8 protein-coding genes are annotated in these 13,381 nt (G+C 54.9%); 2 read left to right on the top strand and 6 right to left on the bottom strand.

The window, feature by feature from the left end:
• Positions 1 to 46: 46 nt before the first annotated feature.
• Together FDX04_RS02420 and metH are read right to left on the bottom strand one after the other, a co-directional pair.
• On the bottom strand, positions 47 to 1,675 hold the full coding sequence (locus tag FDX04_RS02420) for a Na/Pi cotransporter family protein (protein WP_038636190.1): 1,629 nt from the start codon (positions 1,673 to 1,675) through the stop codon (positions 47 to 49).
• Between the two features lie 213 nt (positions 1,676 to 1,888).
• A complete protein-coding gene (metH, locus tag FDX04_RS02415; RefSeq protein ID WP_137361098.1) occupies positions 1,889 to 5,572 on the bottom strand; it encodes a methionine synthase in 3,684 nt (1,227 codons plus the stop codon).
• A gap of 195 nt (positions 5,573 to 5,767) precedes the next feature.
• On the opposite strand from metH, the gene iclR reads away from it, so the two are divergent.
• The gene (gene iclR, locus FDX04_RS02410; RefSeq protein ID WP_038636184.1) at positions 5,768 to 6,592 is read left to right on the top strand and encodes a glyoxylate bypass operon transcriptional repressor IclR; all 825 of its coding nucleotides are present in this window, start codon (positions 5,768 to 5,770) and stop codon (positions 6,590 to 6,592) included.
• A gap of 44 nt (positions 6,593 to 6,636) precedes the next feature.
• On the opposite strand, the gene aceK is transcribed toward iclR, so the two are convergent.
• From aceK to metA, 4 genes are all read right to left on the bottom strand, one after another.
• Positions 6,637 to 8,418 carry a bifunctional isocitrate dehydrogenase kinase/phosphatase gene (gene aceK, locus FDX04_RS02405; RefSeq protein ID WP_137370407.1) on the bottom strand — a complete coding sequence of 594 codons (1,782 nt, stop codon included), beginning with the start codon at positions 8,416 to 8,418 and terminating at the stop codon, positions 6,637 to 6,639.
• Positions 8,419 to 8,520: 102 nt separating this feature from the next.
• Positions 8,521 to 9,825, bottom strand: coding sequence for an isocitrate lyase (gene aceA, locus FDX04_RS02400; RefSeq protein WP_042313073.1), 1,305 nt, complete (start codon positions 9,823 to 9,825; stop codon positions 8,521 to 8,523).
• Positions 9,826 to 9,856: 31 nt separating this feature from the next.
• Positions 9,857 to 11,458 (bottom strand): malate synthase A, encoded by a 1,602-nt coding sequence (gene aceB / locus FDX04_RS02395; protein WP_137370406.1) that lies wholly within the window; start codon positions 11,456 to 11,458, stop codon positions 9,857 to 9,859.
• Between the two features lie 268 nt (positions 11,459 to 11,726).
• Positions 11,727 to 12,656 carry a homoserine O-succinyltransferase gene (metA, locus tag FDX04_RS02390; RefSeq protein ID WP_042313076.1) on the bottom strand — a complete coding sequence of 310 codons (930 nt, stop codon included), beginning with the start codon at positions 12,654 to 12,656 and terminating at the stop codon, positions 11,727 to 11,729.
• Positions 12,657 to 12,813: 157 nt separating this feature from the next.
• On the opposite strand from metA, the gene FDX04_RS02385 reads away from it, so the two are divergent.
• Complete coding sequence (locus tag FDX04_RS02385) at positions 12,814 to 13,251, top strand: acetyltransferase (RefSeq protein ID WP_137370405.1); 438 nt, start codon at positions 12,814 to 12,816, stop codon at positions 13,249 to 13,251.
• Positions 13,252 to 13,381 lie beyond the last annotated feature (130 nt).

Here is a 13,381-nt window from a genome sequence, read left to right as displayed (position 1 = left end):
GCCCGGTAAGCATCAGCACCACCGGGCAACATGTCACCTGTCCTCGTTAGTACTCGCGCTCGTCGTCTTCATCCGGCTGTTCCAGCACGCTGTAAGCCACAGAGCAAAACAGTGAGTTCAGACGCTGCATATCGCCCAGTAGCGCCAGGTGCAGGGAACTGGTCTCAATGCTCTGCACGTTCTGTTGATGCAGACGATCCACGTGCGCATGCGAATAACGACGGTTAAGGATGCGGAAACGGTGCTTGCTGCGGCGCAGACGACGGGCGCTGGTCACGTCGCCAGAGAAGAATACCGACATCGCCAGTTGCAGATTACTGAGCAGTTGATCGTACAGTGCATCAAGTTCTTTCAGCCCTTCGACAGAGAATGCCCGACGCGCTGCCAGCGACTTGTCGGCAATCTCGCTGCCCATACGCTCGACAATATCCGAAGCCTGTTCAAGGTTGAGCGACATTTCGATAATCTCAGCCCAACGGCGCGACTCTTCTTCTGCCAGTTCATCCTTTGGCATCCGCGCCAGATAGAGCTTAATCGCCGTGTACAGCACGTTGATATCGTCTGCCATCCTGCGCAACTCTTTCTCTTCACGCGGTTCGCCATGCATCACCTTCTTTAGCCCGTCCATCATCTGCTCCATCGCATCGCCAATACGCAGGGCTTCACGGGCGGCATTGGCCAGGGCCAGGGTTGGGGTATCCAGTGCGCTGATGTCCAGATGCTTAGGCTTCAGGTGGGCGTCCAGTTCCGGCTCATCACGGATAATACGTTTGCAAAAACGCGCCATCGGTTCGGCGAACGGCACCATCGCTATGCAACGTACCAGGTTGTAGAAAACATGGAAATAAATGACCAGCTCAGATTTCGGCAGCGGCAGCTCATCCATCAGATTCGCCAACGGATGAACAAACGGCAGGATAATCAGACTTCCCACCAGCTTAAACAACAAGCTGCCTAGCGCCACGCGACGGGCAGCAGCGTTAGCCGCGCTATTGTTGAGCATCGCCAGCAGGCCGGAACCAAGGTTGGCGCCAATCACCAGGCACAACGCCACCGGAAACGAGATAATGCTGGCAGCGGTCAGGGTTGCCGTCAGCAAAACCGCCGCCAGGCTGGAGTAACTGATAACCGCGAACATGGCGCCAATCAGCGCATCCAGCATAATATCGCCGGTCAGCGAGGCGAAAATAACCTGTACGCCGTTAGCCTGGGTTATCGGCGTGACCGCCTGCACAATCAGCTCCAGCGCCAGTAAAATCAACCCCAGCCCGATGCCAACCCGGCCCAGTTGCCCCACGCGGGACTGCTTACGCCCGAGAAAAAAGATCACGCCGATGAAAATCAGCAGTGGCGATAGCCATGAGAGATCGAAAGTCAGGATACGCGCCATCAGCGCGGTCCCCACGTCGGCGCCCAGCACAATGACCAGTGCCGGGGTAAGCGCCACGAGATCCTGGGCGACAAACGAGGTCACCAGCATAGTGGTGGCGTTGCTGCTTTGTACCAGCGCCGTCACGCCGATACCCGCACAAAAGGCGAGCGGCTTCTTTTCAACGCTACGGCTGAGTACGGTACGCAAGCGGGCGCCAAAGACGCGCATCACGCCGGTACGCACAATATGTGTGCCCCAAACCAGCATAGAGACAGCAGAAAGCAGGTGTAACAGAGTTAGCACGGAATCAGGTTCTCCTTATCGTTATATGTTCCTGAGGTTCATCGCAATGACATACCGCCTGAGGGCGCTACGCTTATCAGGCCTACAAAAATGAGCCATCCGGCAAGCAGTGCCGATGAACGTTCTTTCAGTATAAGGGTTTAAACGTAAGAAAGAGACAGGGCACTCATTGAGTGCCCTGTTTGTTGTAAAGAAAGATGACAGTTTTGTGAATCAGTCAGCGTCGTAGCCGAGGTTTGGCGCTAACCAACGTTCAACTTCTGCCACGCTCATGCCTTTACGGAAGGCATAATCTTCAACCTGATCGCGCTGAATTTGCGCCACGGCGTAATACTTACTGTCAGGATGACTGAAATACCAGCCGGAAACTGAGGCCCCAGGCCACATGGCGAAGGATTCAGTAAGCTTCATCCCGGTATGTGCTTCGACATCCAGCAGCTCCCAGATGGTGGCCTTTTCGGTATGTTCCGGGCACGCCGGGTAGCCCGGCGCCGGACGAATGCCCTGGTAGTTTTCGCGGATCAGCTCTTCGTTACTGAGGTTCTCATTCGCCGCATAGCCCCAGTAGACTTTACGCACGCGCTCATGCAGATATTCCGCGAACGCTTCCGCCAGACGGTCAGCGATGGCTTTCACCATGATCTTGTTGTAGTCGTCATGCTGCGCTTCGAAGGCGTCTGCCAGCGCATCCTCCTCCAGACCGCCGGTCACCGCGAAAGCACCGATGTAATCCGCTTTGCCGCTCAGTTTCGGCGCGACAAAGTCAGACAGGCAGTAGTTGGCGAAGCCGACTTTTTCCGTCTGCTGGCGCAGGTGATGACTCACGCTGATAACGTGCGTACGCGTCTCGTCACGGTAAATCTCGATATCGTCACCCACGCGGTTAGCCGGGAACAACCCCACCACACCCCGCGGGTTCAGGGTTTTCTCAGCGCTGAGTTTATCCAGCATGTCGTTGGCGTCTTTGAACAGGCGCTTCGCCTCTTCACCCACCACTTCATCTTCGAGGATGCGCGGATACTTCCCGGCCAGCGACCAGGTCATAAAGAACGGCGTCCAGTCGATGTAATTGCGCAGCGTTTCGATGCTGGCCTCGACTTCCTGCACGCCTAAACGATGCGCGACCGGCGGCGTGTAGCTTTCCCAGTCGAAGGCAAGATCGTTATCACGTGCGGCCTGTAACGTTACCGGCGGCGTGCGAGGTTTCTTACGCGCATGCTGGATGCGCACGGTTTCATACTCTTTACGGGTACGGGCAACAAAATCGTCGCGCTGAGTGTCGGAGAGCAGCGCGGCGACTACGCCGACGGTCCGCGAGGCGTTCTGCACATAAACCGTCGGGCCGCTGTAGTTCTGCTCAATTTTCACCGCGGTGTGCGCTTTTGAGGTGGTCGCCCCGCCAATCAGCAGTGGGATGGTGAAACCCTGACGCTCCATCTCTTTCGCCACGTTGACCATTTCGTCCAGCGACGGGGTGATAAGCCCGGAAAGACCAATCAGATCGGCATTCACTTCACGCGCCGTTCTGAGGATTTTCTCCGCGGGCACCATCACGCCAAGATCGACGATTTCGTAGTTGTTACATTGCAGCACCACGCCAACGATGTTCTTGCCAATGTCGTGCACATCACCCTTCACGGTGGCGATGACCATCTTGCCGTTGCTGGAGCCTTTCTCTTTACTGGCTTCGATATACGGTTCGAGGTAAGCCACCGCCTGCTTCATCACGCGCGCGGATTTCACCACCTGCGGCAGGAACATTTTGCCCTCGCCAAACAGGTCGCCGACCACGTTCATGCCGTCCATCAGCGGCCCTTCGATCACCTCAATCGGGCGTTCGGCCTGCTGGCGCGCTTCTTCTGTGTCGAGCTCGATAAATTCGGTAATGCCTTTCACCAGCGAGTATTCAAGGCGCTTTTTCACGTCCCAACTACGCCACTCCGCCATCTGGGCATTCGCGGTGTCGTCGGTTTTACTGCCGCGATATTTCTCCGCCAGCTCCAGCAGACGCTCGGTACCATCTTCACGTCGGTTGAGGATCACATCTTCAACCGCGTCGCGCAGTTCGGTCGGGAGATCGTCATAAATCGCCAGCTGTCCGGCGTTGACGATGCCCATGTCCATCCCGTTGCGAATCGCATAGTAGAGGAATACCGCGTGGATAGCTTCACGTACCGGGTCGTTGCCGCGGAACGAGAAGGAAACGTTAGAGACGCCGCCGGAAATCAGCGCGTGCGGCAGCTCGCGTTTGATGTCCTCACAGGCGCCGATAAAGTCCTGCGCGTAGTTGTTGTGCTCTTCAATACCGGTGGCGACGGCGAAAATATTCGGGTCGAAGATGATGTCTTCCGGCGGAAAACCCACCTCTTCGGTGAGAATTTTGTACGCCCGGCGGCAAATCTCGATTTTACGCGCGCGGGTATCGGCCTGGCCCTGCTCGTCAAAAGCCATCACCACCACCGCAGCACCGTAGCGACGCAGCAGCTTCGCGTGATGGATAAAGGTCTCCACCCCCTCTTTCATCGAGATGGAGTTAACGATGCCTTTACCCTGAATGCACTTCAGCCCTTTTTCGATGACTTCCCATTTGGAGGAGTCGATCATAATCGGCACGCGGGCAATGTCCGGCTCGCCAGCAATCAGATTTAGGAAGCGCACCATCGCCGCTTCGGCGTCGAGCATCCCCTCATCCATGTTGATGTCGATAATCTGCGCGCCGCTTTCCACCTGCTGGCGGGCGACGTCCAGCGCTTCGCTGTACTTCTCTTCTTTAATCAGGCGCTTAAATTTCGCTGAGCCGGTGACGTTGGTACGTTCGCCGACGTTCACAAACAGGCTGTCGTCGCCAATATTCAGCGGTTCAAGGCCGGACAGCCGGCAGGCCACCGGGATTTCTGGCAACTTGCGCGGCGGTAAACCTTCTACCGCCCGGCTCATCGCGGCGATATGTTCCGGCGTGGTGCCGCAACAACCGCCAACCACATTGAGGAAACCGGCCTCGGCCCATTCGCGAATCTGTGTCGCCATGGTGTCGGCGTCGAGGTCGTACTCGCCGAAGGCGTTCGGCAGCCCGGCGTTCGGATGCGCGGTAACGTAGCATTCGGCAATCCGTGACAGCTCCTGCACGTACTGGCGCAGCTCGTCCGGGCCTAAGGCGCAGTTCAGACCGAAGGTCAGCGCATCGGCATGGCGCAATGAGTTATAGAACGCTTCGGTGGTCTGCCCGGAAAGCGTACGCCCGGAGGCGTCGGTAATGGTGCCGGAAAGCATTATCGGCAGCTCGACGCCCAGCGCTTCGAACTCGGTTTTTACCGCGAAAATAGCGGCTTTAGCGTTGAGGGTATCGAAAACGGTTTCAATCAGGATCAGGTCACTGCCGCCTTCCACCAGCGCTTTGGTGGATTCGCGATAGGCAGCCACCAGCTGGTCAAAGGTAATGTTGCGGTATGCCGGGTCGTTGACGTCGGGTGAGATAGAGGCCGTACGGTTGGTTGGACCAAGCACGCCCGCGACATAGCGCGGTTTTTCCGGCGTACGCGCCGTCCACTCATCTGCGCAAGCGCGCGCCAGTTTAGCTGCCGCAAAGTTGATTTCCGCCGACAGGGATTCCATCTGGTAATCCGCCATGGCGATAGTCGTGGAGTTAAAGGTGTTGGTTTCGATGATATCTGCACCCGCCTCAAAATAGGCGTTATGGATCGCGGCAATCACCTCCGGCTTGCTAAGCACCAGCAGGTCGTTGTTACCCTTCAGGTCGCAGGGCCAGTCGGCGAAGCGCTCGCCGCGGAAATCCTCTTCGCTCAGACGATATCCCTGGATCATGGTGCCCATCCCGCCGTCCAGCACCAGAATACGTTCATTTAATTGCTGACGTAATTGTTCTACTTTGCTGCTCACACTCGCTCCCGACAACGCTCAACCAGACCGAAAAAAACTCAACAGGTCATACTGGCACAAACCTGAGAGGCGGAAAAGAGAACAACGGCCAACATGAGACATGTTCAGCTTCACTCATCCGATCAGTACAGGAATTCTTGCATTATAATCGAATAAAACGAAAATGATTTCCACGATACAGAAAAGGAGTCCGCCATGGTTGCCCCTGTCCCCGCTAAACGCGGTAGAAAACCCGCCGCTGCCACTACGCCTGCAACCGGGCAGGTTCAGTCTTTGACCCGGGGTCTGAAGCTACTGGAGTGGATTGCGGAATCCAACGGCAGCGTGGCGCTAACCGAGCTGGCGCAGCAGGCCGGTCTGCCCAACTCCACGACTCATCGTCTGCTGACCACCATGCAGCAGCAGGGTTTTGTCCGTCAGGTGGGCGAATTAGGCCACTGGGCCGTGGGCGCACATGCATTTATCGTCGGCAGCAGCTTTTTGCAAAGCCGCAATCTACTGGCGATTGTGCACCCCATTCTGCGCAAACTAATGGAAGATTCGGGTGAGACGGTAAACCTGGCCGTGCTGGATCAAAGCGACCATCAGGCCATTATTATCGACCAGGTGCAGTGCACCCAGTTGATGCGCATGTCTGCGCCTATCGGCGGCAAGCTGCCGATGCACGCCTCCGGCGCGGGCAAGGCATTTTTATCTCAATTGAGTGAAGAACAGGTTACCGGTCTGCTGCACCGCAAAGGGCTGCACGCGTATACCCATGCCACGCTGGTGTCGCCGGTCCATCTGAAAGAGGATTTAGCGCAGACGCGTAAGCGCGGCTATTCCTTTGATGATGAAGAACACGCGCTGGGCCTGCGCTGCGTGGCATCGTGCATTTATGATGAACACCGTGAGCCGTTCGCCGCCATCTCCATTTCCGGGCCAATCTCACGCATTACCGATGACCGCGTGACCGAGTTTGGCGCAATGGCAATCAAAGCAGCGAAAGAAGTCACGCTGGCGTACGGCGGGTTTAGATAAGCAAGGGTTGGGGCCGATTTTTAGGCCTGATAAGCGCAGTGCCATCAGGCACTGCGTACATTGCCGGATGGCGGCGCAAAGGCCTTATCCGGCCTACGGTCGGTTTCATAACGTACGCTAAACCGCTGCCGACGACGGTAAGCGTAAACATCTTCCACGTGCCCTTCACGGATCCGCGTTTGCAGCCCTCGCCAGTAGTCGGCGCTGAACAGGTCGGCGTGCATCTCCTCAAACAGCGGCCCGATGCGCGGGTCGGCACATAGCCAGTGACGAAACTCTTCCGGGAAGACATCCCCCGGCGACACGCTGTACCACGGTTCAGCGCTCATCTCATCCTCCGGGTAGCGCGGCGGTGGGATATGACGGAAATTCACCTCCGTCATATAGCAAATTTCATCGTAGTCGTAGAACACCACGCGCCCGTGGCGGGTAACACCAAAGTTCTTAAACAGCATATCTCCCGGGAAAATATTGGCGGCGGCCAGCTGACGAATGGCGTTGCCGTACTCTTCTATCGCGTCGCGCAGCTGCTGGCCTTCGACCTGCTCCAGCCAGATATTCAGCGGCACCATGCGGCGTTCGATATACAGATGGCGAATAACAATCTGATCTCCGAGATCGGTAATTTTTTCCGGCGCTTCCTGTAGTAGCAGTGCCATCAGCGCCGGGTCGATTTGCCGTTTATCCAGTACAAAGTTTTCAAACTCCTGGGTATCGGCCATACGCCCGACGCGGTCGTGCTCTTTCACCAGCTGGTAGCAGGCGCGGACGTGCGCGGCGGACATCTCCTTTTGCGGCGCAAATTTGTCTTTGATGATTTTAAACACCCGGTCGAAGCCCGGTAGGGTAAACACCAGCATCACCATGCCGCGGATCCCCGGCGCTTCGATAAATTGCTCATCGCAATCAGCGAGATAGAGCAGATACTCGCGGTAGCTTTCAGTCTTCGCATGTTTCTGACAGCCAATCGCCATATACAATTCAGCGGTGGTTTTACCGGGCAGGATCTCGCGCAGCCACTCCACTAACGCCGCGGGCAGCGGGGCATAAACCATAAAATAGGAACGGGCAAAGCCAAACACAATGCTCGCTTCCGCCGTCGTGGTCAGACAGGTGTCGACAAACAGTTCGCCTTCGTCAGTCCGATGGATTGGCAATAAAAACGGCAGCGTCCCGGAAGGGGTAATCAGCTTACCGACCAGCCAGGCGGCCTTATTGCGATAAAACAGTTCGTTCGCCACCTGTAAATGACAGCGCGGCAACACATCCGCACCCAGCGTTTCGGTCAGGTGTTCGATGATGTAGTGGATATCACGATGTTTATTCTGCCACGGTAGACGCAGAGGCAGATCGCTGAGGACGCGGGTGAGCAGCCACTCCCAGCCGGTATCAGGAAAAAAGTCTTTCGCCAGCGGGCGTGGGATCGTGCGAAAACGGCGCTCTGGCTGAGAGCTAAAAATAAACAGCCGCTCGGGAGTCAGCGAGCGGTGGTCAAATAACCGGCAGTAAACGGAGTTAAAGAAGCTCTCCGCAATCTCGAAGCGCGGATAATCCGGCAAGAGCCGGGTGTAATGATCTTTCACGCGGAGCAAAAAATCCGCGTCGGTACTTTTGCCGTCAGTAATGCAGCGCAGCTGTTCCACCACCAGACCCACATGGTGATCGTAAAGGTGAATACGGCTTTTCATCGCCTGCTGAACCGCATGCCAGTCGGCATGTTCAAAACGCTGCTGCGCGCCGGAGGTGACTTCCAGAAAACGCCCGTACTGGGCGTCGAAACCTTGCAAGATAGTCTGAGCAATCAGTAATTCCAGGCCACGCGTCATCGATTTCTCCCATCCGGCACAACGTCATGCCGGATGGCGCATGCGCTTTTCCGGCCTACATCCCTTCGTAGGCCCGGCAAGCGCAGCGCCACCGGGCATTGATCAGAACTGCGATTCTTCGGTGGAACCCGTTAACGCGGTAACGGAAGAGGCGCCGCCCTGAATGATGGTGGTAACTTTATCGAAGTACCCGGTACCCACTTCCTGCTGGTGGGACACAAAGGTATAACCGTCTTTTGCCGCCGCAAATTCTGGCTGCTGAACCTTCTCAACATAGTGGCGCATGCCTTCACCCTGCGCATAGGAGTGCGCGAGGTCGAACATGTTGAACCACATGCTGTGAATACCCGCCAGGGTAATGAACTGGTATTTATAGCCCATGTCCGACAACTGCTGCTGGAAGCTGGCAATGGTTTTATCATCCAGATTTTTCTGCCAGTTAAACGACGGCGAACAGTTGTAGGCCAGCAGTTTACCTGGGAATTTCGCATGAATGGCATCGGCAAAGCGCTTCGCCAGTTCGAGGTCTGGTGTGGAAGTTTCACACCACACCAGATCCGCATACGGCGCGTAGGCCAGACCGCGGCTGATCGCCTGCTCAATACCAGCATGTGTACGGAAGAAGCCTTCGCAGGTACGTTCGCCAGTAATGAACTCGCTGTCATAGGCATCGCAGTCAGAGGTAATCAAATCAGCTGCGTCAGCATCGGTACGCGCAATCACCAGCGTCGGCACGCCCATCACGTCGGCTGCCAGACGGGCAGCCACCAGTTTCTGAATAGCTTCCTGAGTCGGCACCAGCACCTTACCGCCCATGTGACCGCATTTTTTCACTGATGCGAGCTGATCTTCGAAGTGAACGGCTGCTGCACCAGCCTCAATCATCGATTTCATCAGTTCAAACGCGTTCAGAACCCCGCCAAAGCCCGCTTCCGCATCAGCAACGATCGGCAGGAAGTAATCCACGTAGCGCGGATCGTTCGGCTCAATACCACTTGACCATTGGATCTGATCCGCACGACGGAAAGTGTTGTTGATCCGATCCACCACTGCCGGGACGGAGTTCGCCGGATACAGCGATTGATCCGGATACATGCTGGAGGCCAGGTTAGCATCTGCCGCTACCTGCCAGCCTGAAAGGTAGACCGCTTCAATACCGGCTTTCGCCTGTTGCAGCGCCTGGCCGCCGGTCAGCGCGCCGAGGCTGTTGATATACCCTTTCTTCGACTCACCGTGCAGCAGACGCCACATTTTCGCCGCGCCAAGCTGCGCCAGCGTGCATTCCGGGTTGACCGAGCCACGTAATTTCACCACATCCTCCGCGCTATACGGACGGGTGATGCCTTCCCAGCGCGGTTGAGTCCACTCTTTCTGTAATTCTTCGATTTGTTGAGTACGGGTTTTCATGTGCAGATGCTCCATATTGTTATGTGGTGAGTTAAGCCAGCAGGCGGTAACCTGGCAGGGTCAAGAAATCGATCAGTTCATCAGAGGTCGTGATTTGCTCCATCAGGCGCGCGGCATCGTCAAAACGCCCACTGCTGTAGCGGTGCTCGCCCAGTTCGTCCTGAATCACCAACATCTCTTCGGCCAGCATCTGGCGGAACAGCGGTTTGGTCACCGGCTTGCCGTTGCTGAGCGTCTTCTGGTGGTGGATCCACTGCCAGATGGAGGTGCGGGAGATTTCGGCGGTGGCCGCATCTTCCATCAGACCGTAAATCGGTACGCAGCCGTTACCGGAGATCCACGCCTCGATGTACTGCACCGCGACACGGATGTTGGCGCGCATACCCTCTTCGGTACGCTCACCTTCACAAGGCGCCAGCAGCTGTTCAGCGGTAATTGGCGCATCTTCTTCACGCGTCACAAACAGCTGATTTTTGTTTTCTCCGAGCACGTCGTTGAATACCGTCATTGCGGTATCTGCCAGGCCCGGATGGGCAATCCATGTACCGTCATGACCGTTATTCGCTTCCAGCGCTTTATCCGCTTTTACCTTGGTCAGAACCTGGTTGTTACGCTCGGCATCTTTACTGGGAATGAACGCAGCCATGCCGCCCATCGCAAACGCGCCGCGTTTGTGACAGGTTTTAATCAACAGACGCGAGTAGGCGCTGAGGAATGGCTTATCCATCGTCACTACCTGACGGTCCGGCAGCACGCGATCCGGGTGGTTCTTCAGAGTTTTGATATAGCTGAAAATGTAATCCCAGCGGCCACAGTTCAGGCCCACAATATGGTCACGCAACGCGTGCAGAATTTCGTCCATCTGGAAAACAGCGGGCAACGTTTCAATCAGCAGGGTCGCTTTGATGGTGCCGCGCGGCAGATTAAAGCGGTCCTCTGCATAGCTGAACACTTCACTCCACCAGGCTGCTTCTTGCCAGGCCTGCGTTTTTGGCAGATAGAAATACGGGCCACTGCCTTTTGCCAGCAACGCTTTGTAGTTGTGGAAGAAGTAGAGTGCAAAATCGAACAGGCTGCCTGGGATGGATTCGCCACGCCAGGTGACGTGTTTTTCCGGCAGATGCAGACCGCGCACACGACACACCAATAAAGCTGGATTGGGTTTGAGTTGATAAATTTTACCCGCTTCGTTGGTGTAACTAATGGTGCCATTGATCGCATCGCGCAGGTTGATCTGCCCGTCGATAACTTTGCTCCACTCAGGGGCCAGCGAATCTTCAAAGTCAGCCATAAAGACTTTGACGTTCGCGTTCAGCGCGTTGATGACCATCTTGCGCTCAACCGGGCCGGTAATCTCTACGCGGCGATCCAGTAAATCATCAGGAATACCGCGAATTTTCCAGTCACCCTCACGAATGGAAGCTGTTTCCGAAATAAAATCAGGCAACTTACCGTTATCAATATCCTGCTGCTGCTGGATCCGCGCAGCCAGAAGCTTATTCCGCTTAGGCGTAAATCTTGTCACCAGTTCAGTCAGAAACTCCACCGCTTCTCCGGTCAGAATTTGCTGTTCTTGTTCGCCGCGCGGCCTGGTAAAGACCAGTTCATCGGTTGTCGTTGCCTGTTGATTCATTGCGTAGTTCCTCGTCAGTGATCCAAACACATCCCCAATGCGAACGAAGGATCGTTGTGCGGTTTTCGTTCAGCACAACTAAGACTACTCATTTAAATCTCAAAATCAAAAACAATTTCCATTTTTAATTTAATTATCAATTAACCTATTGATAACAATATAAATAAAATTTAATTACACATTGAGGTGCGTTTCGGAAATAAAAAAGGCACCCGAAGGTGCCTGATTCAACATGCTGAAACGCTTAAGGATCGTCTGCTACAGAAGATTAATCCAGCGTTGGATTCATGTGACGCAGATCATATGGCGTGATCTGGTAGACGTAATAGTTGAGCCAGTTGGTAAACAACAGATTGCCATGGCTACGCCAGGTTGCCCGCGGTTTGTTTTGCGGGTCATCTTTCGGGAAGTAGTTATAGGGTACTTCCGGGGATAAGCCCGCTTCAACGTCACGAAAATATTCGCTACCAAGCGTGTGCGCGTCATACTCCGGATGACCCGTCACAAAGGCAATGCGTTTATCTTTACTGGCGAACAGATAGGCATCGCCCTCTTCCGTTTCGGCAAAAATCTCGAGATCGGTATAGTCGCGGATAAGGGCGGCAGGGAAATCGGCATAGCGCGAATGAGGGGCCAAAAATGCGTCATCAAATCCGCGCGTCAGCAACGCATGAGGATGCAGAATATGATGCTCATACACGCCGGAGAGTTTGTCCGTGCGGGTTTGTTTGGGAATGCCATAAAGGATATTCAATGCGGCTTGCACCGCCCAACAGACAAACAGCGTCGAGGTAACGTGATCTTTTGCCCATTCAAGCACTTGCTTAATCTGCGGCCAGTAAGCCACGTCATTAAACTCAACCAGACCCAGCGGTGCCCCTGTAACAATCAGTCCATCAAAGTTCTGATCGCAGATATCCTCGAAATTACAGTAAAAGTTATTCAGATGCTCCGTTGGGGTGTTGCGTGACTCGCGGGCATCGATGCGCAATAGCTGAACATCTACCTGTAGCGGTGAGTTAGACAATAAACGCAGGAACTGGTTTTCCGTTTCAATCTTCTTCGGCATCAGGTTAAGGATGAGCACCTTCAGTGGACGAATTTCCTGACCGGAAGCGCGGGAGGTCGTCATGACAAAGACGTTTTCCTCACGCAAGAAATTGACGGCGGGTAGCTCGTCCTGCACGCGAATTGGCATAACCTGATAACCTCACTACATACGTTTAAACGTTTAGACATCCAGACAGCTGAAGATACCCAGGAATCATGCGAATGTCGAGCCTGCATCCTCAAGTTGAGAAAGTTTCACGGCTCCTTGCTGTAGAATAGTGCAGTAAAGAAAAAAGGAGAATGCTATGACCATTACCATTCGTCGTTCGCGCCAGGACGAAGGAGACAAGTTAGTTTCTATTTGGTGTCGCTCAGTGGATGCCACGCACCATTTCCTCTCTGCGGATTATCGAATTGAGCTGGAGGAGCTGGTACGTTCATTTTTACCAGAAGCCCCTCTATGGGTTGCAATAACAGGGCAGGATGAGCCAGTCGCCTTTATGCTTCTGACCGATCAGCATATAGATGCCTTATTTGTCGATCCGGATGTGCGTGGTAGTGGCGTTGGTAAGCTGCTGATTGAACATGCTTTATCAATGAGTTCCACGTTAACAACTAACGTTAACGAACAGAATGAGCAAGCGGTTGGATTCTATAAGAAGATGGGATTCAGCGTGACGGGACGTACAGAGGTGGACGATCTTGGGCGACCGTACCCGTTGCTCAGTCTCGTGCGCGGGTAGCAGGACAAGCTTTTGCGTGGTGCGGAATTGCAGGGGTACACGAGTTTTGTAAGCCGGATAAGGCGTTTACGCCGCATCCGGCAGGTTTCATTTCGTACACGCGCAAAAAAGCCCATCCGGCAGGATGGGC

This window comes from Citrobacter sp. wls615 (assembly GCF_005281355.1).
Lineage (GTDB): Bacteria > Pseudomonadota > Gammaproteobacteria > Enterobacterales > Enterobacteriaceae > Citrobacter > Citrobacter werkmanii.
Note: the sequence above shows the minus strand (reverse complement) of the source record. Positions and strands in the feature narration are given on the sequence as shown.